Here is a 22628-nt window from a genome sequence, read left to right on the forward strand (position 1 = left end):
GCCGACCGAGAGCCGGTCACAAACTCTTCACTCGCGCCCACCAGCGTCTACGCTTGTATCAAGTGCGATGTGCAGGCTGGACCGGGCTTACGATATGGGCGCTTTTTGGCATTCCGATACGAAGAAGGCTGCGGTCAAGGCTGACAGTCAGGGGAACGGATCAGTGCCAGGCCATGCTCGCCCACGACGTTACGTGTGGCGTTTTTTGCTGGCGGCGGTGCTGGTCGCAGCGGTGATTCTGGGATTTGTGGTCTCGACCGAAGTGCGCAGCTCGCGTTTGCAGGCCCAGGAATTCAGCCAACTGGCCCAAGGCCTGAGCTACACCGTCGAGGCCGGCCCCAGTGACGCCATTGTGTACCCTGGTGACGGGCCTTTTGACAAACGCCTGGGCTATTCCGCCCTCGACGAATTCCTGCCGCGCCTGCTCAAGCGTGACTACCTGATCAGCGCACAGGCGCGTTTCGCTCCCGATCTAATGTCCTACGCCAAGCGTGGTTTCTTCGTGCCGTATCAGGAGAAGATTCAATCCGGCCTGACCATTTCTGACTGTCGCGCCGAGCCTCTCTATCAATACACCTACCCGCAGCAGCTGTACCCGACCTTCGCCGCCATCCCGCCCGTGCTGGTCAACAGCCTGCTGTTCATCGAGAACCGCGACCTGCTGGATAATCAGCGCCCACTGGCCAATCCGGCGGTGGATTGGCCAAGGTTCTTCAAGGCAGCGCTTTCCCAGGTTGCAAAAATGGTGGGGCTGCCGGGGCAGTCGGCCGGTGGCAGCACACTGGCGACTCAATTGGAGAAGTACCGGCACTCGCCGGACGGCCTGACGCTGTCGGGCAGCGAGAAGATTCGTCAGATGGTGTCCGCCAGCGTTCGCGCCTATCAGCCGGGTCAGCAGACCCTCGAGGCGCGGCAGCGGGTGGTGCGGGATTACCTCAACAGCGTGCCGCTGTCAGCGGTCCCCGGTCATGGCGAAGTCCATGGCATGGCCGAAGGTTTGCGGGTCTGGTACGGCGCGGACTTCGACCGGACCAATCAGCTTCTGATCGCAAAGGCGCAGGACGAAAAAACCCTCGCGGCGCAGGGATTGGCGTTGCGTGAAGTCCTGTCGTTGGTGATTGCTCAGCGCAGGCCCTCACACTTCCTGGCGAAGGGGCGCAAGGAACTCGCGGAGTTGACTGACAGCCATCTGCGCGTGCTCGCACAGAACAACGTCATCGATCAACCGCTGGCCGACGCCGCACTGGCGGCCAGCGTGACGTATCGAGACTGGGTGCAGCAGCCGACGGTGCAGCCGATTGAGAGCAACAAAGGCATCACCGTCGCCCGCACGCGGCTGTCGAATATGCTCAATCGTTCGCTGTACGACCTCGATCGTCTGGATCTGTCGGCCACCAGCACGCTGCAGAACGACCTGCAGGTCAGCGTCGGTCAGTACCTGCGGGACCTCGCCAAACCCGAATTTGCCGGTCAGATGGGCTTGATCGGCGAGCACCTGCTCACTCCGGCGAGCACCCAGGCGGTGCGTTACAGCTTCACCCTGTTCGAGCGCGACCCTGATGGCTCGCGAGTGCGTGTGCAGACCGACAGCACGGATCAGCCGTTCGATATCAACGAGGGCAGCAAGCTGGAGCTGGGCTCGACGGCGAAAATGCGCGTGCTGACGACCTACTTGCAGATCATTGCAGAGCTGCACGACAAGTACGCCGAACAGCCCACTGGCGCCTTGAAGAAAGCCCCCGTTGAAGAGTCAGACCGTCTCAGCCGCTGGGCCGTGGATTACCTGATTCAGAACACCGATCGTGACCTCTCGAAGATGCTCGCTGCCGCGCTCGATCGTCAGTATTCGGCCAGCCCCGGCGAAAGTTTTTTCACCGGCGGTGGCTTGCATCATTTCAATAATTTTCGCCGGGAGGATAACGCCCGAAATCCGACCCTTCGCGAGGCTCTGCGGGAGTCGATCAACCTGCCGTTCATTCGCCTGATGCGCGATCTGGTGCGCTACACCACTTATCAGGGGCCCAACAACAGCGCGGTGTTGCTCAAGGACGACAGCGACCCGAGGCGTCAGGAATACCTGGCCGAGTTCGCTGACCGCGAGGGCAAGTCATTCCTGTTGCGCTTCTGGAAGCGTTACAAAAACAAATCCACCCAGGACCGGCTCGACACCTTTCTCGATGGGGTGCATCCCGCGGCGAGCCGACTTGCCGCCGTGCACCGCTACCTGCTGCCGGATGCCACGCAAAGCGCTTTCAATGCATTCGTCAGGGCGCACATGGCCGGGGAAAAAAGCAAAACGGCGCTGACCGAAAAGCGCCTGGATGAGCTTTATTTCGCCTACGGCCCCGGCAAGTTCGATCTGCCGGATCAGGGCTACGTTGCCCGCGTTCACCCGCTGGATCTGTGGCTGGTGGGGTATCTGCTGCAGAACCCGGACGCCAAGTTCAAGGATGCCGTCGCGGCCAGCCGTTTCGAGCGGCAGGAAGTCTACAGCTGGCTGTTCAAGAGCCGGCACAAGAGTGCTCGCGACAGCCGCATTCGCACGATGCTGGAGATCGAAGCGTTTCTCGACATCCATCAGCGCTGGCAACGGCTGGGGTATCCGTTCGATCATCTGGTGCCGTCGCTGGCGACTGCGATTGGCAGTTCCGGTGACCGACCCGCCGCGCTCGCCGAACTCATCGGCATCATTCAAAACGATGGCATTCGCCTGCCGGTGTTGCGCATAGACAGCCTGCATTTCGCGGCGCACACCCCTTACGAAACCCAACTGGTGAACAACCCCGAGCTGGGAAAACGGGTGCTGCCATCAGAAGTCGCTGCGGCCATGCGCGAGGCGCTTTCCCAGGTAGTGGACGCCGGCACGGCGCGGCGCGTGTCCGGTAGCTTCAAAACTCAAGATGGCAGCGGGCTGGCCATGGGCGGTAAGACCGGTACGGGCGACAACCGCATCGAAAGCGTCGGCGCAGGCGGGCGAATCCTGGCGTCCAAGGCGATAAACCGCACCGCGACCTTCGTGTTTTTCATCGGCGACAACCATTACGGCACCCTGACGGCGTACGTCCCGGGACGCGCTGCCGAGAGCTTCAAATTCACCTCCGCCCTTCCGGTGCAAGTGCTCAAAGGCATGGCGCCGATTCTTAATCCCTACCTGGAACCGGGCACTTTCACACAATGCAAGGCGCCCGTCCCGACGCAGGTGGCAACGCGTCTGTAGCCGGTTTTCATTGAAGTCATCGCGTCCATCACCCAGAAACCGGACAACAACCGTTCGTCTTAACGCGTCTTGTGGAAACAATAAGATATATCTTAAGGTATATCTAACTTGTACCAAGAGATGAAAAAAATGAAAGACCACTCACACGATCACCCCCACCATCACCGCCCTCACTTCGGCGAGCACGGTGACGGCCGCGATGGTTTCGAGAAACGTACCGGCCGTGAACGCGGCGGCCGCGGGCCGCGAGTATTTGCCCCGGGCGACCTGAAGCTGCTGCTGCTGGCGCTGATCGCCGATCAGCCATGCCACGGGTATGACTTGATTCGCCAGATCGAAGCGCTGTTCGACGGCGCCTACAGCCCGAGCCCTGGCGTGATCTATCCGACACTGACCTTTCTGGAAGAAAGCGAGTTGATTGAGGGCGATGCCGATGGTGGCAAGAAACGCTACCGCATCACCGACGCCGGTCAGCAGTTCCTGACTGAACAGGCCGTCGCGCTGGATGGTGTAAAAATGCGTATTGACGTCAGCAAGCGCTCGCTGCGCGGCCACGATCGTCCGCCGGAAATTCACGAGGCCGTGCACAACCTGCGTCATGCCTTGCAGATGCACCACGGCCGCTGGAACCCTGAGGAAATCCTGCGGGTTCGCGACCTGCTGAACGACACCGCGAAAGCCATCGTCGACGGCCAACAAACTGCTTCGGAGAAATCGGAATGAATGCACCACAGGGGATTCACCGCGTCAGCCACGAGATCAAACGTCGCAAGCTGGCAGTGTTGAGGGTGACCGACATCACCCCGCGCATGCGCCGCATCACCCTGCACGGGCCGGAGCTGGCAGGGTTCATCAGTCTGGGCACGGACGACCACGTCAAACTGTTGTTCGCCACCACGCCCGAAGAGCAGGCGGCGCTGGACAGAGAGGCGCCGTTGCAAAACGCTGAAGGCCCGCGTCCGGCGATGCGCGATTACACCCCGCGGCGCTACGACCCGCAGACCGGCGAGCTGGACATTGACTTCGTGCTGCATGGCGACGGTCCAGCGGCGACCTGGGCGGCCCAGGCTGAGGTCGGACAAACGCTGAATATCGCCGGGCCTCGGGGTTCGATGATCGTGCCGGACATGTTCGACAGCTACCTGCTGATCGGCGACGAGACCGCCCTCCCCGCCATCGGTCGCCGGCTGGAAGCGCTGCCAGTCGGTCGGCGTGCGCTGGTGGTGGTCGAAATCGATGACGCAGCGGAGCGCCAGGCGCTGACCAGCGAGGCGCAGATCGAGGTCATCTGGGTGGTGCGTGGCGAGCAGGATCTGCTTGATGTAACGCGCCAATTGACCCTGCCCCCAGGCAGTCTGTATGCCTGGGTAGGGACCGAATCGTCCCTGTCACGCAAGGTGCGGCGCGTGCTGCTGGATGACTTCAAGCTGGAAGAAGCGGCGGTAAAAGCTGCGGGCTACTGGCGTGCGGAGGGTTCGGACGAGGAATGAGGTGTACGGATTAACCTGGCGCGCGCCTGCACGCGAAGAGGCCGGAACGTCCGCTCGATCTTTAGCGTTTGATATGCCGTCTTCGTGAGCAAGCTCACTCCCACACGGAGTGCGTCGGATTATCTCCAACAGGAGGCACGCCAGTCCTGTTGAGGTCTAGTAGTGCTCTTTGCGGCCCAACGCCTTGTCTATTGCGAAAACGATCCACCCTATTCCCACAAAACCCGCGAGCACGCCTAACGCATTGGTCAGCGCCCTGACCACGCCCAGCGTGCCGATATCGAGAAATGGATAGAGGTAGTCGCCGAAGGCATTTCCGCGCACCAGCAAATAGCCGAAGTACACGACGGGATACAGCATCCACATCAGCACATGCCGGGGTTTCAACAGGCCTTTGGGGACAAAGAACAACCAGTAGGCGAGAAACAGCAACGGCATGATGTCGTGCAGCAATTCATCGGCGATCCACTGCCAGCCTTCGGGTGTCCACAGATGCCGCAGCAGCAGGTTGTAGGCGAGGCTCACCAGAACAATGCTGGTGGTGATCCCCGCGCAGACCACGGGGGAGCGGAAAAACCGAGCCCCCGCTGAATGCCGGTCGATGACCGCACAGCTGAGTGCCACTGCCACCAGCGTGTTGGTCACTACGGTGAAGAAGCTGCAAAACCGCACGAGCCCGCCGAGAAGACTGGCGTGGTCGATCCATCGACTCCAGAGAATCAGGTACAGCTGCACCGCAAGCCCGAACCAGCCGAGCATGGCGGCCGTGATGACAAAGCGGCGCCCGCCTGGAGACAGCTGCAACGTGGGGCTGGGCATTCGGATCAGTCCTCGGCAATCGGCGATTCAGGTCAAGTCAGGGCCGCTTGGTGCGCGCCAGCTTGATGTACAACCCTTCGACCTTCTCCCGCGCCCAGGGCGTCTTGCGCAAAAACGTCAGGCTGGACTTAATGCTCGGATCGCTCTTGAAGCAGCGAATGTCGATCCGTTCGGCCAGGCCCGACCACTCGTAATGCTCGACCAGCGCGATGAGGATCTGCTCCAGCGTCACGCCGTGCAGCGGGTTGTTGTTGGGTGTGGTCATGGCGGGCCTATGGACGCTGAGGGGGCGGGCTGGTTGGACAAGAGGTTTCGCGAGCTGCGCACCTTAACGGACGCCGTAGTCAGTGTGAAGACTGCAAGCAGCCGACGAGGGCGACCGATTTCAAAATGATTGCTTTTTTATCGTTATGTTATAACACTTACAAATCGCACATTTTGAATCGTTGTCCAAGGAAACGTCGCATGTCCCGTCCCTCACAAATCCGTCCGTGGCGCCTGACGCCGCTTGCTGCCGCATTGCTGATCACCTCACCTGCGTACGCCATCGAGGTGGGGCCGCAAATCATCACCGCCAACCCGCTGGGCAGCGATCAACTTGCCTCGCCAAGCACTGTACTGACCGGCGATGCGCTGACCCTGCAACAGAAAGGCAGCCTGGGCGAGACGTTGAACAAACAGCCCGGCGTCTCATCCTCCTATTTTGGACCGGGCGCGAGCAGGCCGATCATCCGGGGGCTGGACGGCGATCGCATCCGGCTTCTGCGAAACGGCGTCGGCGCGCTGGACGCCTCCTCGTTGTCCTACGATCACGCGGTGCCGCTGGATCCGGTCAATGTCGACCGCATTGAAATCGTGCGCGGCCCTGCGGCACTGCTTTACGGGGGAAGCGCCATCGGCGGCGTGGTCAACACGTTCGACAACCGCATCCCCACCGAAGCCATCGAGGGCATTCAGGGCGCGGGGGAGTTGCGTTATGGCGGTGCCGACACAACCCGCAGCAGCGCGGGCAAGCTGGAAGCGGGCAATGGCACTTTTGCGTTGCACCTGGACGCCAACGCCCGGGAATTCAACGACCTGAAGATCCCGGGGTATGCCCGCACCGCCGATGAACGCGCGCGGGATCCGCAAGACGGCGACAAAAAACACCGCCTCGGCAACAGCGATGGGAGACAGGACGGAGGCGCGGTCGGAGGCTCCTACACTTGGGACGACGGTTACGCCGGGCTTTCCTACAGCAATTACGACGCCAATTACGGGTCGCCTGCCGAGCAAGGCGTGCGCATCCGCATGAAGCAGGACCACTACGCATTTGCCTCCGAGATCCGCAATCTCTCCGGCCCGTTCAGCTCGGTAAAACTCGACGCCGGTTATACCGATTACAAGCACATGGAGATCGAAGACGGCGAAGTCGGCACCACGTTCAAGAACAAGGGCTATGAAGCCCGCGTCGAGGCCCGGCATCAGCCCATCGGCCCGGTTGAAGGCATCGTCGGCGCCCAAGTGACGCGCAGCGAGTTTTCAGCCCTTGGCGAAGAGGCCTTCGTCCCGCAGACCGATACTGACGCCGGTGCCTTGTTCATTCTGGAAGAGCTGCAGGCCACTGATCGCCTGAAGCTCAGCCTGGGTGGCCGCATTGAACACACCACCGTGGACCCGGACGGAGGGGGCAACGAGCGATTCGCCAACGCCAACAGCTCAAGCAGCTTTACTGCAGGGAGCGTTTCGTCCGGTGCCGTTTACACGCTGACGCCGATCTGGTCGCTGGCGGCGACCCTTGGCTACACCGAGCGGGCGCCGACGTTCTATGAGCTCTATGCCAATGGCGCTCACGTCGCCACCGGCACGTACGAAGTCGGGGATGCCGACCTGTCCAAAGAGAAAGCCGTTTCCAGCGATCTGGCGCTGCGCTTTGACAACGGTACCCATAAAGGAAGTGTCGGCGTCTTTTACAGCCACTTCTCCAACTACATCGGACTGCTGGGCAGCGGCCGTACCTTGAACGATGAAGGCGCTGAAGACCCCGACGGCATCCCCGAATACACCTACTCAGGCGTGCGCGCTCGGTTTGCCGGTTTCGAGGCCAAGGATCACTGGAAGCTCGCCGAAACCCGGTATGGCAATTTCGCTCTGGAGCTGTCCGGCGATTACACCCGTGCCAAGAACCTGGATACCGGAGAAGCCCTGCCGCGCATCGCCCCTTTGCGGCTCAACAGCGGATTGTTGTGGGAACTGGACAAGTGGCAAGCGAGGATCGACCTCGAACACGCTGCTTCGCAACGGCGCGTGCCGGATAACGAAACCGGCACCGACGGGTACACGACGCTGGGGGCCAGTGCCGGCTACACCTTCAAGGTGGGTGGCAGTCAGTGGCTGGCGTTCGTCAGCGGCGAGAACCTCACCAATCAGACCGTGCGCTACGCCAGCTCCATTCTGCGCGACATCGCCCCGGCTGAAGGCCGAAGTGTGGAAGTCGGGCTCCGGACGACATTCTAGAGCGGACACCTGAAGGGTGACGCCGCCACTTGAGCGGCCCCAACGGGCCCCTCACTGGGTAGGACCGGCTTCAGCCGGGAAAGCGTCATCCGCCACGCCATACATCTACGGTGTTCGAACCGGCCTCTTCCCGGCTAAAGCCAGTCCTACATCTGGGTCGCCCCAGCCGCCACGCCGCAGAATCCTACAATCTGGAGACCCCTTCTAAACCCCCATCCCCGCTCCCTCTGTAAGGGTCGGCGGGACCTCAACCTGCTATCTTACAAAGCAGACACCCGGGCCAGACAATGGACAGCGCTACCCTGACTCCCCGCCACTGTTACGCCGATCGCAACGATCCATGTCGCAATTTCGACTTTTTAAAAAATCGTTAGCGTCCTATCATCGCCGCCCTAAACGCTGAAACGGTTAATTCGTCCTTTGTTAAGACCTTGCAATGCGCCTCCAAAGCGTTGCGAGCGGCATCGCCTTTTGCTCTCGAATAACTCAAAAAGACCTTACGCCTTATGCCCAGCCATCTGAAACGCCCGATCTGCACCCCGACCTGCAAATCGTCCCGAGCCCTTCGTCATGCCGGCACGCTAAGCCTGGCGGCGCTGGGGTTCGCGACCTGCGCCCACGCCGCGCCGGCGTTCGACAGCACGTCGCCGTGGATGCTGGGTGACTGGGGCGGCAAGCGCAGCGAGCTTTCCGAGCAAGGCTACGACTTCAAGCTCGACTCAGTCGTCGAAGTGGGCTCCAACCTGCACGGCGGCTACAACCATGACAAGGCCACCCGCTACAGCGACCAGTTCGCCCTCGGCGCACACATGGACCTGCAGAAGATCCTCGGCTGGCACAACGCTGAATTTCAGCTGACCCTCACCAACCGTAACGGCGACAACATCAGCAACGACCGCGTGGGCGACCCGCGCACCGGCACCATTTCTTCGTCTCAGGAAGTCTGGGGCCGGGGCAGCGTCACGCGCCTGACCGACCTCTGGTACCAGCAGAAATTTCTCGACCAGACGCTCAGCGTAAAAGTGGGCCGGTTCAACGAAGGCGAAGATTTCAACACCTTCCCGTGCGACTTCCAGAACCTGGCGCTGTGCGGTTCGCAGGTCGGCAACTGGGGCGGCGGCATCTGGTACAACTGGCCGATCAGCCAGTGGGCGATGCGCGTCAAATACCAGCTGAACCCCGAACTGTTCGTGCAGGTCGGTGCGTTCGAGCAGAACCCGTCGAACCTGGAAAACGACAACGCTTTCAAACTCAGCGGCAGCGGCACCAAGGGCGCGGTATTGCCGGTCGAGGTGGTCTGGTCGCCGAAGGTCAACGGCCTGCCGGGCGAATACCGCGCCGGTTACTACTACAGCACCGCCGACAGCAACGACGTCTACAAAGACAGCAACGGTCGATACGCCGCACAGAGCGGCGATGACTACGCCTCGTCGTCCAGCAAACACGGCATGTGGCTGACCCTGCGCCAGCAAGTCACGAGTGATGCCAGCGACAACAGCCGCGGCCTGAGCCTGTTCGCCAACGGCACGCTGCACGACAAGAAAACCAACATGATCGACAACTTCGTTGCCCTCGGCGCGACGTACAAAGGCCCGTTCGACGCGCGTCCTGAGGATGACATCGGCGTCGGCATCAGCCGCATCCACGTCAACCCGGCGTACCGCAAGAACACCCACCTGCGCAATCAGGCCCAAGGCGTCTCCGACTACAACGACCCGGCTTTTATCCCCGTGCAGGACACCGAATACAACGCCGAAATCTACTACGGCGTGCACGTCGCCAACTGGCTGACCGTGCGCCCGAACCTGCAATTCATCCGTCATCCGGGCGGCGTGAATCAGGTCGACGACGCGCTGGTCGCGGGGCTGAAAATCCAGTCCTCGTTCTGATCAGCTCCGCTCGCCCGTCTGCCTCCAGGCATCGGCATTGAAGGCATGGCTTAGCCGCCGCGCCTGCACGCCAACACGCGTTAACCACCACATCGTTACGGAGTACAACACTTATGAGCACTGAGGGTGCTTTTGGTAAGGGTCGCCTGCTTCCGAGCTTGCTCGGGCTAGTGATTCTGATAATGGGTCTGGCCTTGCTGGTCGGCGGCATCAAACTGCTGACGCTGGGCGGGTCGCTTTACTACCTGCTGGCCGGTATCGGCTTCGCCATCACCGGCGTCCTGCTGATGATGGGTCGCAGCGCGGCATTCGGCCTGTACGCACTGGTGTTGTTCGCCAGTACCGTGTGGGCGCTGTGGGAGGTGGGCCTGGATTGGTGGCAACTGGTGCCGCGTCTGGCACTCTGGTTTGCCCTGGGCATCGTGATGCTGCTGCCATGGTTCCGTCGTCCGGTCCTTCGTGGCCAGGTCGGCGATGCCGGTACTCGCGCACTGGGCGCCGCCGTGATTGTGGCGGGCATCGCCGCGCTGGCCAGCCAGTTCACCCACCCGGGCGAAATCAAAGGCGAGCTGGACCGCGAAACCGCCGGTACCACCAGTGCTGCGCCGGCCATGCCGGATGGCGACTGGCAGTCCTACGGTCGTACCGCTTTCGGCGATCGCTATTCGCCGCTGTCGCAGATCACCCCGGACAACGTCAGCAAGCTGGTGCCAGCGTGGACCTATCGCACGGGCGACATTCCGGGTCCGAACGATCCGGGTGAAACCACGGCCGAAAACACCCCTCTGAAAGTCAACGGCATGCTCTACGTCTGCACGCCGCATAGCCAGGTCATTGCACTGGACCCGGACACCGGCAAGGAAATCTGGCGCTTCGATCCGAAGATCAGCAGCGGCAAAGCAGCCAACTTCAAGGGTTGGGCGCACATGACCTGCCGTGGCGTGTCGTATCACGATGACGCCGCCTACGCTGCCACTGCTCCGACCGATGCTGCGGCGCCTGCGCAAAGCCCGGCCGCTCCGGCCGCTGCCACTGCCACTGCCGCCAATAGCTGCCCGCGTCGCATCTTCCTGCCGACCGCCGACACGCGTCTGATCGCACTGAACGCTGACACCGGCAAAATGTGTGAAGACTTCGGCACCAACGGCTCCATCGACCTGAGCGCCAACATCGGCACATACGCACCGGGCGGCTACTACTCGACGTCGCCACCGGCCGTGACCAAAGACCTCGTGGTCATTGGCGGCCACGTCACCGACAACGTTTCCACCGACGAACCGTCGGGCGTGATCCGTGCGTTCGACGTGCACACAGGCCGTCTGGTCTGGAACTGGGACAGCGGCAATCCGGACGACACCACGCCGATCGCCGAGGGCAAGACCTACACCCGCAACTCACCCAACATGTGGTCGATGTTCAGCGTCGACGAAAAGCTGGGCATGCTTTACCTGCCAATGGGCAACCAGATGCCTGACCAGTGGGGCGGCAACCGCACCGAAGCCTCGGAGAAATTCAGCGCCGGCCTGGTCGCGCTGGACATCGCCACCGGTCACGTGAAATGGCATTTCCAGTTCACTCACCATGACCTGTGGGACATGGACGTCGGCGGTCAGCCAACGCTGATGGACATGAAAACCGCTGACGGCGTGAAGCCTGCTGTTCTGGCTTCGACCAAGCAGGGCAGCATCTACGTGCTGGACCGCAGCAACGGTCAGCCCATCGTGCCGATCAACGAAATCCCTGTACCTCAGGGCGCGGTCGCCGGTGATCACACGTCGCCTACCCAGCCGAAGTCCGACCTGAACTTCATGCCGCCGCCGCTGAAAGAGCGCGACATGTGGGGCGTGACGCCGTTTGATCAGATGCTCTGCCGCATCGACTTCAAATCCCTGCGTTATGAAGGCCCGTTCACCCCGCCGTCGCTGCAAGGTTCGCTGGTGTACCCAGGCAACTTCGGCGTGTTCGACTGGGGCGGCATTTCGGTCGATCCAGTGCGTCAGATTGCTTTCGTGAACCCGAGCTACATGGCGTTCCGTTCCAAACTGGTGCCGGCGGCTGAAGTCGCAGGCGGCCCGGGTCGCAAGAGCGAAACCGAAGGCGTGCAGCCAAACAAGGGCGCACCTTACGGCGTGATCCTCGAAGCACTGCTGTCGCCAATGGGTCTGCCCTGCCAGGCGCCAGCATGGGGTTACGTGGCGGCGGTCGATCTGACCAACCACCAGACCATCTGGAAGCACAAAAACGGCACCGTGCGTGACAGCTCGCCGGTTCCAATCCCGCTGACCATGGGCGTTCCAAGCCTGGGCGGCACGTTCATCACCGCCAGCGGTGTGTCGTTCCTCAGCGCAACGCTCGACCAATACCTGCGCGCCTACGACGTTCGTAACGGCAAGCAGCTGTGGGAAGGCCGTCTGCCAGCAGGCGCCCAGACCACGCCGATGACCTACACCGGCAAGGACGGCAAGCAATACGTGCTGGTCGTTGCAGGCGGTCATGGTTCGCTGGGCACCAAGCAGGGCGATTACGTGATCGCCTACAAACTGCCGGACTGATCCGCTTCACTGATTAGTGTCGTGCAGTAACAGAAAAGGCGGTCCCGAAAGGTGACCGCCTTTTTTTCTGCGCATTGAAAAGTGGTTTAGCGTGAAGGGGACTGGCGAGGCACGAATCTCTACCTCTCGATCACCTCACCACGCTGGGGCGCCAGCCGGGCAATGAAGCGATTCTGCGTCGTGACCGGAATGTGCTGCTCGTTCATCGCATCGATGAGGTTCTCGACCAGCGCATTGAAATCGCTGCGGCTGAGGTTCATGCCCTTATGCGCTTCGGCCAGGGTGTCACCGGTATACGTGCAGGGCCCGCCGGCCTCGACGCAAAACTTCTCCACCAGTTTGTCGCGCACCCGGACGATGTCGACCTTGGCGAAGTATTTATAGATGCGGTCATCCTTCGCGATGTGCAGCAGCATGCCTTCGACGATTTTCTGGATCCCGGCGCGCTGGCCCAGGTCCTGATAAAGGCTGTCGTCCCTGGCGGGCTGTTGGGCGCAACCCACCAGCAGCGACAGACTGAGCCCGACGATCAGCCACAACGACCGCCCCATCAGAAACTCCCCTGCACGGAAAGGTAGGTGCCGTTCTGGTTGTCCAGCGTGGCGATTTCACCGAGCCGGGCGTAGGCCATCACCACGGAAACATGCTTGTTGGGGAACCAGCCGACGAAGAAATCCGCCCAGTCGCTTTCTCCGGCGAATGAGAGGTTATCGGGCTTCTCGCGGTAGTCCATGCCCACCGCCCAGTGCGGGTTGAACAAGATGGCTGCACCGCCCTCTTTCAGCACGCTGCGGGTATCCCGTCGGTCGCCGCCGAAGCCCATCAATCCGGTTTCATTGGCGCGGCTGTAACGCAGGCCCGCGTTGACCACCACGTTGTAGCCAAAGGCCGCGCCCATAAATAAACGGCTCGCCGTGACATAGCCCTCGACATCCGAATCCCGCTTGGCGCCCACCAGGCTGGGGATGAGGAAATCGTTCTGGTGTTTGTATTCCAGACCTGCCGACACCTGCGGCAACTGATCGTAAATCAGGTCACCGAACAGGCGGACCTTCACGCCAAAAATGTCTTGGGTGAGGTTGTCTTCCGGAAGATTGAGCTTGCTGACCAGTGAGCCCAGATCGAAGCGCTGGTGGGCGTAGGAAATCTCGACGCGATTACCATAGGAAGCCGCAGCGCCAACCACATCCAGGGTGTAGTCCGGCAAGTCGACGTGGGTCGCGAACGCGTTGCCGCCCCACTCGCCCTGCTCGTCATACCCGGCCAGCATGGCCCAGGGAATGATCCCGCCGCCTGCGCCGCCTTCGATGCTGCTGGCGCCACCCGTGGCAATCAGTCGCCCCTGTTCGGCTTCAGCCGCTGGCGCCACCCACGTCGCGCAGGCTCCAACCACGCTTGCCAGTACCACGGGGTTCAAATACGTCGAAAGGCTTCGTGCCATAGATCGTTGTTCCATCAATGCACCGTCATGCGTGGGGGGAGCTGGGACTGCGCGATCCAGGCTTCGAATGCACTCGCACTCAGCGGCCGGCTGATCAGGTAGCCCTGGGCGGTGTCGCAGTGCCAGCGCTCCAGCAAGCGCAGGCTATGGTCGTATTCGACGCCCTCGGCGACCACCTTCAGACCGAGGTTGTGGCTCATCTCGATGGTCGAGCGCACGATCACGGCGTCTTCACTGGTTTCATCCAGATCGCGCACGAAGGACTGATCGATCTTCAATTCCTGCACCGGCAGCCGCTTAAGGTGCGCCAGCGAGGAATAACCGGTGCCGAAATCATCCACCGACAGGCTGATGCCGAATTCGCGCAGGCGATTGAGCACTTTCAGCGATTGCTCGGGCTCGCGCATGATCGCACTTTCGGTGATCTCGAAAATCAGCTGTTCGGCCGGCACGCGGTACAGCTTGAGCAGCGCAGAAACGCGGTCAGCCAGATTGCCATCCAACAGGTCGTCCGCCGAGATGTTCACCGAGACCTGCAGAATCAGACCGCGCTGGGCCCATTCGGCCAATTGGCGCAGCGCCTCTTCGATCACCCAGTTGGTGAGAATCTGAATGCTGCCGGTGCGTTCTGCGAGCACGATGAACTCAGCCGGCGATACCGAGCCGAATTGCGGGTGCTGCCAGCGCAGCAAAGCTTCAGCCTGGGTGACCCGGCCGTTGCGAATGTCCAGTTTGGGCTGGTAATGCAGTGACAGTTCGCCGTTGCGCGCCGCCAGACGCAGGTCGCGGATCAGGCTGATCTGGCGCAAGTGAGCCACATCCCGACCGTCCACATAGACCTGCAGACGTCCCGGCAACTGCGCCGCATCCTGCCGGGCGATGGACGCACGTCTGAGCAGCTCGGTTGCCGAATCGCCGTTGGCCGGGTAGGCCGCGATGCCGATGCAGGCATCCATCGCGATGTCCTGCTCGCCGATGCGCTGCGGCTTGATCAGCAAACCCTGCAGCCGGTCAGCCACCGCGACGGCGCTGTCGGTTTCAGCGTTTTGCACCAGCAACAGAAATTCGTTATCGGAGAGCCGCGCCACCGTATCGCCGGGACGCAGCGGCAATTGAAGCTGCGCGCTGATGATTCGCAGCAGTTGCTCAATGCCTTCGAGCCCGACGTTGGCGCCGATCGCTCGGAAGTTATCGATGCCCAGATAAAGCAGGGCCACTGGCCGCTGAGCAACGACCGCACTGCCCAGGCGCTCCATGACCAACGCGCGATTGGGCAGACCGGTGAGCGGATCATGCAGGGCGTTGTGCGCCAGTTGCAGCTCACGCTCGGCGATCCCGCTCTGCATCGAATTGATGGCGCTGGCGAGCAGCCCCAGTTCGTCCCTGCGATCCAGCACCACCGGCGTGGCGTAATCACCCTCGCCGATACGCCGCGCCGCCTGGGCCAGGGCACTCACCGGTCGCGACAGGCTGCGCGCCAACAACAACGCGCCGACCAGCGAACCGGCCAGGGCGACGACGGTGATCCAGAACAGCGTCTTGTCCAGCGGCGCGAAAGCCTGCATGGCCTGATCCAGCGGGCTTTGCAGCAGGGCCACGACCTCGCCGTCGCCGCTGCTGATGCTCCCCAGCCGCAGGGTTTTGCTCAAAAAACTCTGGCTCTGATGCTCGGTCATCTGCATCTCGTCGCTGGGCGGATTCATCATCACGCTGCGCAGACTGTCGAACAGCGTGTCCGGCTGGGTACTGATCATCTGGCCCGGCTGGTTTTGCACGATCGACAGAAACGACACCTGCAAACCGCTCAACGAGCGCAGTTCCTGCGCCAGATCACCGTCCATGCTGAAACCCATCACCACGCGGGCAATCGGCAGCGGTGCGAGCACGGTGCTGTCGACTAGCAAGTGCGGCTGCCCCTGCAACGGCACGATCAGCATCGATTGATTCTTGCCCTTGAGGTCACGCAACGCCTGGATGTAGGGGAACGGCGAACCTTCTGGAATCTGCGCGACGGTGCTGGCCATCACCGTGCCGTCCATGCCCAGCAGGAACATGTCACTGGCGTTGATTCGGGCGCCGTGGTTGAGCAGCACCGAACGAATGGTTGCCGAGTCCGCGGATGCCACAGCGTCACGGAAACCGAAGTCTGTGGACAACAACTGCACGGCGTCCCGCAGCCGCTTGCCGCGCATTTCCAGCAAGCCTTCAAACACCCGGGTGCCGACTTCGAGCTGCGCCTGGGCCTGGTTGCGCACAGCGTCCTGGGTGGCGGCTTTCACCGCAATAAACACGGCGAAGACCACGATCAGCAGCAGCATGATCAACACGCCGGCAATCCGCGCCTGAAAGCTGATGCGCACCTTCATTCGTGGGCCGCTTTATGGAAGGCGTCGCCGAACGCACTGGAGGGCGGCGCGGCGGGGGTGTTCTCGGCATTGGGCTGTACGGCGATGCTGAACCGCTGTTTGAGGCCACCGGCCGGAATGTCGATCTCGCCGCCGGACACCGGCAGCATGTCGGGGGCCTGCGGGTGCCAGAGGGTGACGGTGTAGTGACCGGCGGGCACTTGATCCAGGGTCAGCGTGCCCTTGTCGTTGCTCACGCCGAACCAGCCATCGTCGCTGACGTACACGTAACCGAGCATGTTGTCGTGCACGTTGCAGCCGAGCACCACCACGCCCGGCTTGTCGAACAGCACGGGGGCCGACGGTGTGCCGCCATACAACCGCAGTTCGAAACGCTTGGGCGTCGAGAACGAATACACCTGATGGCGGATCTGATCGCTGTTGGGAAAACTGATTTGGGTACCGGTGCGCACCGCCAGCACATGGGGGGCAAATTGCACATCGCGCTGGTCCATGTCGGCTTTCAGCGACCCCCCAGGCGGCGCAGTAGCACCGCGCAGGGTGAGCACCGCGTCGGGAAGCGGCTTGCCCTGGGCATCAACGAATTCGGCGGACAGGCTGGCCGCATGGGCGAAGTTGCCATACAGAGCGGTTACAACCAGCAACAACGAAATAAAAACACGGCGCATGACAGATGTTCCAGACAGCGAGGCCCGCAAAGAGAGCCTACTTGGCGATGATTTCCAGCGTAGCCCACGGATCGGAGGTCGGCGATATCAGACGGACTTCCGGCAAAGCACATGGCCATCACCTATTGGAGGCCACGGCCTGGCGCAACGCCACATATGCTTTTAAATCGGCCTGCTTAGTCATTGCTATCGACCGGCGCTATTGAAACCTGAGGCCATCCGCCCCATCTAAGGCTCATCTCCATTTATGCAGGTGCCCCATGAGCGACCAGCAATCCGACGCCAACCAGCCGCACCCCGACGACGACCACGAGCACGAAATCCTCGGTTCTGACGGAAAGAGCCTCGCCCTGCCCAGCCAGAATCTGCCGGATCAGGTGTACATCATCCCGATCCACAACCGTCCGTTCTTCCCCGCGCAAGTGCTGCCGGTCATCGTCAATGAAGAGCCCTGGGCCGAAACGCTGGAGCTGGTCAGCAAGTCTGATCACCACTCGCTGGCGCTGTTTTTCATGGACACCCCGCCCGACGACCCGCGTCATTTCGACACCAAGGCGTTGCCGGAGTACGGCACGCTGGTCAAGGTGCACCACGCCAGCCGTGAAAACGGCAAGCTGCAGTTCGTCGCCCAGGGCCTGAGCCGTGTGCGCATCAAGACCTGGCTCAAGCACCATCGTCCGCCGTTTCTGGTGGAGGTCGAATACCCGCACCAGCCCAACGAGCCGACCGACGAGGTCAAGGCCTACGGCATGGCGCTGATCAATGCGATCAAGGAGCTGCTGCCCCTCAACCCGCTGTACAGCGAAGAGTTGAAGAACTACCTCAATCGCTTCAGCCCCAACGACCCTTCGCCGCTGACCGACTTCGCCGCCGCCCTGACCTCCGCCACTGGCGTCGAGCTGCAGCAGGTGCTCGATTGCGTGCCCGTGCTCAAGCGCATGGAAAAAGTCCTGCCGATGCTGCGCAAGGAAGTGGAAGTCGCGCGCCTGCAGAAAGAAATCTCCGCGGAAGTGAACCGCAAGATCGGCGAACATCAGCGTGAGTTCTTCCTCAAGGAACAGCTGAAGGTCATCCAGCAGGAATTGGGGTTGACCAAGGATGATCGCAGCGCTGACATCGAACAGTTCGAAGAGCGTCTGGTGGGAAAAACCCTTCCGGCGCAGGCGCGCAAGCGCATCGACGAAGAGATCAACAAGCTGTCGGTGCTTGAAACCGGTTCGCCGGAATACGCCGTCACTCGCAACTATCTGGACTGGGCTAGCTCAGTGCCGTGGGGCGTGTGTGGTGACGACAAGCTCGACCTGAAACACGCGCGCAAAGTGCTGGATCAGCACCACGCCGGCCTCGACGATATCAAGAGCCGCATCCTCGAATTCCTCGCCGTCGGCGCCTACAAAGGCGAAATCTCCGGCTCCATCGTGCTGCTGGTCGGCCCGCCGGGGGTGGGTAAAACCAGTGTCGGCAAATCGATCGCAGAATCCCTGGGCCGTCCGTTCTACCGTTTCAGCGTCGGCGGCATGCGCGACGAGGCCGAAATCAAGGGTCACCGTCGCACTTACATCGGCGCCCAACCGGGCAAGCTGGTGCAGGCGCTGAAAGACGTGGAAGTGATGAACCCGGTCATCATGCTCGACGAGATCGACAAGATGGGCCAGAGCTTCCAGGGCGACCCGGCCTCGGCGCTGCTTGAAACCCTGGACCCGGAACAGAACGTCGAATTCCTCGACCACTATCTGGACCTGCGGCTTGATCTCTCGAAGGTGCTGTTCATTTGCACCGCGAACACCCTGGACTCGATCCCTGGCCCGTTGCTGGACCGGATGGAAGTGATTCGCCTGTCCGGCTACATCACTGAAGAAAAGCTCGCCATCGCCAAGCGCCATCTGTGGCCCAAGCAACTGGCCAAGGCCGGCGTCTCAAAAAACAGCCTGATGATCAGCGACAGTGCATTGCGCGCGGTCATTGAAGGGTATGCGCGAGAAGCCGGTGTGCGGCAGCTGGAAAAACAGCTAGGCAAACTGGTGCGCAAGGCCGTCGTCAAGCTGCTGGACAACCCGGACACCGGGGTCAAGATCGGCCCTAAAGAGCTGGAGGCCTCGCTGGGCATGGCGGTCTTCCGCAACGAACAAGTGCTGTCGGGCACCGGCGTAATCACCGGTCTGGCCTGGACCAGCATGGGTGGCGCGACGCTGCCCATCGAAGCGACGCGCATTCATACGCTCAACCGCGGCTTCAAGCTCACCGGCCAGTTAGGCGACGTGATGAAGGAATCCGCCGAAATCGCCTACAGCTACGTCAGCTCTAATCTGGCGAAGTTTGGCGGCGATAAAAGCTTCTTCGACGAAGCCTTCGTTCACCTTCACGTGCCTGAAGGTGCGACGCCGAAAGACGGGCCAAGTGCCGGTGTGACGATGGCCAGCGCGCTGCTGTCCCTGGCGCGTAACCAGGCGCCGAAAAAAGGCGTGGCGATGACCGGTGAACTGACCCTGACCGGGCATGTACTGCCCATCGGCGGCGTGCGGGAGAAAGTGATTGCGGCGCGTCGGCAGAAGATTTACGAGCTGATCCTGCCGGAGGCCAACCGCGGCAACTTCGAAGAACTGCCGGATTACCTGAAAGAAGGCATCACCGCGCACTTCGCCAAACGTTTTGCGGATGTGGCGAAGATATTGTTTTAAGACGGGACCAGCATCACTTCCACCGGGGCAGTTCGTGACCTGTGGAAGTGGGCATCACAGACAAGGAATGCAACATGCTCGACTTCAACAACAAGGGTTTTTTCAAACTCAAGCAGAACAACGAATACGCTGAGCGTGTGGCTGCGCTGCTGCTTGATGATGAAACCGTCATCGATGCCTACAAGTCGATGCGCGACGGTGTTGTCTTCACGACCAAGCGGATTATCTCCGTCAACGTGCAAGGCATTACCGGCAGCAAGAAGGACTTCACTTCATTGCCGTATAAAAACATCGTGGCCTACTCGGTGGAAACCTCCGGGACCTTCGACCTCGATTCCGAACTCGAAATTTACTTCTCCGCTCTGGGCAAGGTGAAGTTCGAATTCACCGGGAAGACCTCCATCGTCGAAATTTCCAGGTACATCTCGCAATTCGTTCTCTGAACGATACCCGTTGACCCGGCAGCGACCCGTCGCGGCGTGATGCAGGCTGATCCCGGGTCTCGCGGCGTAGACGGAGCGGCAAGGTTTCAACACATCCGTCTTCGGTTATCCTGCGCAAACGTTGCCTACGACCGGAGCCTTCATGACCCCTGCCCGCCTGCTCGTCCCGCTCAGCTTCAGCTTGCTTGCCGCTTGCGCCCAAGCGCCGAAACAGATTGTCTCTCTGGACGATCAGCAAGACTGCCCCCTCATCCTCAAAACCGGCCAGACCCTCATGCTGATGCTGCCCAGCAATCCCACGACCGGGTACCGCTGGCTGATGCAAAACCCTGCGCCGTCCATCCTGGGCAGCCTCGGGCCTGAGGTGTTCAATGCCTCTAAAGATGTAGGGCTGGTGGGTGAAGGCGGCCAGTCGGTCTGGCGCTACCGAGCGGCCAATCCGGGCTCGGGTCACCTCATGATGGTCTACCAGCAGCCCTGGGCGCCGGAAGTGGCGCCGGAACGCACTTTCGATTGCGTCATTACGGTGAACTGATCGCCTGCTGACGACACGGCCGCCCCCGCAGGAACGTCCGTGCCGGCGAAGGGCTATTCAGTCGCTGAGCACTGGCGTGAGCCTCTGTCATTCGGCCAGTAACTGCGCAGCATCGAAGCCCATGCGCAAGTTGCCCCAATGACGGCCTTCGAAGAAGAACGGCACGTCGATCTCGGTCATGATCTCACCGGTGTCGCGCAGGTAGGTTTGCAGCAGGAAGCGCTGTTGGTTAGCGGCTGCGCGCAGGCCGATGGGGTCGGCGAACATGCGCTTGTTCCGGCACACCGGCAGGTCAATAGCACGGTCGCCCGTCGGTTTTTTCGACACCCAGCTGTTATTCACCGGGCAGTAACCCTTGCTGTCGACGATGAAGGTGACCTTTCCGCCCCTCGTGCCTTTAGTGAGCGCGTCGCACTCTTCCTGACAGATCTGCGCGAAGCGTTCGGTGTAGCTGGTCGTGTATTGCTTGGGGTCGGTACCGGGAATCAGTTTGTAGTTCTGATCGAACAGGTTGACGCCCTCACGTTGCAGCGCGGCCAGACGCACCTGGAGCCGGTCGCGGCAGTGACTGGCGCGGGTAATGCCAGCGTCCAGCGCGCCGTGCCCGAGGACAAACCGTCCCAGCAGCGCCTGGACCTTTTCCGCCACGCCCGACAGATCGCGGGTGGCGGTTGCGGAATGCTGCATGCGCTGGTCAATCGACTGGCTGTCCGCATGAATCTGCGTCACGCGGTCGTTGATGCCGGTGTTGCTGTCGGCAAACTGCTGGATGTGCGAGGCGATGTCCTCAAGCTTCGTGTGGGTGGATTCGAAGTCGCCAATCATGCTTTCGAAATGCCCTGACGCACGCTCGACCACTTTCTGGGTCTCCCGGGCGCTGTGGCTGATCTGCGTGGTTTGCTCGTGGGTCGAACTGACTTCCAGCAACATGGCGTCGATGTTCTGGGAAATGTCCTCAGTGGCGCGGCTGACGTTCTGGGCCAGGGTCCGGACTTCATCGGCAACCACCGCGAAACCACGCCCGCTCTCCCCTGCACGCGCCGCTTCGATCGCCGCGTTGAGCGCCAAAAGGTTGGTCTGGGAAGAGATCTGTTGAATCAATCCGACGATGGATTTGATGCTCGACGAACGCTGGTTCAGCGCCGAAACCAGCGTGCCGAACTCATTAAGGCTGCTGGAAATCTCACTGATGTTGCCGGTCACTTCCAGCAGTTCGGTGTAAGAGTCGCGGGCCATGCTGAGGTTTTGCGCGGTGGTCCCGGAAATGCCCTGGGTCTGCCGGGACACCTCGGCAATCCGCCCCACTGCGTCGTTGCTCTGCTCCATGACTTCCTTGGCGAAGCGTGCCTGATGGGTCGCGCTGTCGCTGGAGTCGCTGATGTTTTTCAACGACCGCGCAGACTCCACGGCAATGTTCACGGTCAACGCCTGAACGCTGCTGATGATCTCCCGCTGCTTGGCAAGAAACCGGTTGCAGGTGCTTGCCAGCACGCGGATTTCATCGTGGGTCAACAGCGGCAAGTCTTTGGACAGGTCGCCCTCGCCATTGGCAATGCCTTCCAGCGCCTGGGTCATCTGGGTGACCGGCCGAACGATCAGGTGCCGGAAATACCAGACCATGAAGCTGACCAGACAGAGGGTGAACAGCGTGCTGCCGAGAATGGCGTTGCTCAGCACATCGAGCTTGCCCTCGATCATGCTTAGCGTCCCCGCCGGCAACTGTGCGCTGCGCAACTGCAACAGCACGTCGGCGCGGATGCTCACGGCCACCCAGTACACCACGGCGCTCACCACCACCATCAGAAACAGGCTCGACAACTTCTTGGTCAAAGAATTGAAAAACTGCCTCTCGACGGACTCGTACAACGCCTTGAACGCATGCATGCCACGGTTCCCTGTGCCAGTAATGAAATGGGTTGCGAATTAAGGTGTTTCGACTGCCGGGGTGAAAGCTTTAATGCTGCGGGGTGAAGGCACCCGATCATGGCCAGCGTTACAGCCAGCACCAGCTCAAGGAATAAGTGACATTGATTC

At 61.3% G+C, this 22628-nt stretch carries 16 protein-coding genes; 9 read left to right on the plus strand and 7 right to left on the minus strand.

Annotated elements, in window-relative coordinates; all coding sequences use genetic code 11:
• Positions 1-94 precede the first annotated feature (94 nt).
• From FX982_RS01995 to FX982_RS02005, 3 genes are all read left to right on the plus strand, one after another.
• Entirely contained in the window at positions 95-3217 is a 3123-nt protein-coding gene (locus tag FX982_RS01995; protein ID WP_172609450.1) for a transglycosylase domain-containing protein, read from the plus strand.
• A gap of 129 nt (positions 3218-3346) precedes the next feature.
• On the plus strand, positions 3347-3940 hold the full coding sequence (locus FX982_RS02000) for a PadR family transcriptional regulator (protein WP_172609451.1): 594 nt from the start codon (positions 3347-3349) through the stop codon (positions 3938-3940).
• Positions 3937-4707, plus strand: a complete 771-nt coding sequence (locus FX982_RS02005; RefSeq protein ID WP_172609452.1) for a siderophore-interacting protein — start codon at positions 3937-3939, stop codon at positions 4705-4707. The genes FX982_RS02000 and FX982_RS02005 overlap by 4 nt, the downstream gene beginning before the upstream one ends.
• Positions 4708-4863: 156 nt before the next feature.
• Here the strand turns inward: FX982_RS02005 and FX982_RS02010 are convergent, their stop codons facing one another.
• Together FX982_RS02010 and FX982_RS02015 are read right to left on the minus strand one after the other, a co-directional pair.
• Complete coding sequence (locus FX982_RS02010) at positions 4864-5526, minus strand: Pr6Pr family membrane protein (RefSeq protein WP_172609453.1); 663 nt, start codon at positions 5524-5526, stop codon at positions 4864-4866.
• Between the two features lie 37 nt (positions 5527-5563).
• Positions 5564-5791 (minus strand): VF530 family DNA-binding protein, encoded by a 228-nt coding sequence (locus tag FX982_RS02015; protein ID WP_074888901.1) that lies wholly within the window; start codon positions 5789-5791, stop codon positions 5564-5566.
• Between the two features lie 200 nt (positions 5792-5991).
• Between FX982_RS02015 and FX982_RS02020 the strand changes: the two genes are divergently transcribed.
• From FX982_RS02020 to FX982_RS02030, 3 genes are all read left to right on the plus strand, one after another.
• The gene (locus FX982_RS02020; protein ID WP_172609454.1) at positions 5992-8022 is read left to right on the plus strand and encodes a TonB-dependent receptor; all 2031 of its coding nucleotides are present in this window, start codon (positions 5992-5994) and stop codon (positions 8020-8022) included.
• A 506-nt stretch (positions 8023-8528) separates the two neighbouring features.
• The gene (locus FX982_RS02025; protein ID WP_172609455.1) at positions 8529-9911 is read left to right on the plus strand and encodes a carbohydrate porin; all 1383 of its coding nucleotides are present in this window, start codon (positions 8529-8531) and stop codon (positions 9909-9911) included.
• 113 nt (positions 9912-10024) lie between these two features.
• A complete protein-coding gene (locus FX982_RS02030) occupies positions 10025-12463 on the plus strand; it encodes a glucose/quinate/shikimate family membrane-bound PQQ-dependent dehydrogenase (RefSeq protein WP_172609456.1) in 2439 nt (812 codons plus the stop codon).
• 119 nt (positions 12464-12582) lie between these two features.
• On the opposite strand, the gene FX982_RS02035 is transcribed toward FX982_RS02030, so the two are convergent.
• Genes FX982_RS02035 through FX982_RS02050 form a run of 4 tightly spaced genes read right to left on the minus strand, consistent with a single transcriptional unit; the run spans position 12583 to position 16938 of the window.
• A complete protein-coding gene (locus FX982_RS02035; RefSeq protein ID WP_172609457.1) occupies positions 12583-13014 on the minus strand; it encodes a group I truncated hemoglobin in 432 nt (143 codons plus the stop codon).
• Positions 13014-13904 carry a DUF3034 family protein gene (locus FX982_RS02040; protein WP_172609458.1) on the minus strand — a complete coding sequence of 297 codons (891 nt, stop codon included), beginning with the start codon at positions 13902-13904 and terminating at the stop codon, positions 13014-13016. The genes FX982_RS02035 and FX982_RS02040 overlap by 1 nt, the downstream gene beginning before the upstream one ends.
• Positions 13905-13918: 14 nt before the next feature.
• Complete coding sequence (locus FX982_RS02045; RefSeq protein ID WP_172609459.1) at positions 13919-16270, minus strand: bifunctional diguanylate cyclase/phosphodiesterase; 2352 nt, start codon at positions 16268-16270, stop codon at positions 13919-13921.
• Positions 16267-16938, minus strand: coding sequence for a methylamine utilization protein (locus FX982_RS02050; protein ID WP_172609460.1), 672 nt, complete (start codon positions 16936-16938; stop codon positions 16267-16269). Before FX982_RS02050 ends, FX982_RS02045 begins: the two co-directional genes overlap by 4 nt.
• 260 nt (positions 16939-17198) lie before the next feature.
• Here FX982_RS02050 and lon point away from each other — a divergent pair, with 260 nt between their 5' ends.
• The 3 genes from lon to FX982_RS02065 all read left to right on the plus strand — a co-directional run bounded on the left by lon (position 17199) and on the right by FX982_RS02065 (position 20594).
• Positions 17199-19616, plus strand: coding sequence for an endopeptidase La (lon, locus tag FX982_RS02055; protein ID WP_172609461.1), 2418 nt, complete (start codon positions 17199-17201; stop codon positions 19614-19616).
• Positions 19617-19690: 74 nt separating this feature from the next.
• Positions 19691-20059, plus strand: coding sequence for a PH domain-containing protein (locus FX982_RS02060; protein WP_122536070.1), 369 nt, complete (start codon positions 19691-19693; stop codon positions 20057-20059).
• A 142-nt stretch (positions 20060-20201) separates the two neighbouring features.
• A complete protein-coding gene (locus FX982_RS02065; protein WP_172609462.1) occupies positions 20202-20594 on the plus strand; it encodes a protease inhibitor I42 family protein in 393 nt (130 codons plus the stop codon).
• 87 nt (positions 20595-20681) lie between these two features.
• Here FX982_RS02065 and FX982_RS02070 read toward each other — a convergent pair whose 3' ends face one another.
• The gene (locus FX982_RS02070; protein ID WP_172609463.1) at positions 20682-22478 is read right to left on the minus strand and encodes a methyl-accepting chemotaxis protein; all 1797 of its coding nucleotides are present in this window, start codon (positions 22476-22478) and stop codon (positions 20682-20684) included.
• Positions 22479-22628: the final 150 nt, after the last annotated feature.

This window comes from Pseudomonas graminis (assembly GCF_013201545.1).
Lineage (GTDB): Bacteria > Pseudomonadota > Gammaproteobacteria > Pseudomonadales > Pseudomonadaceae > Aquipseudomonas.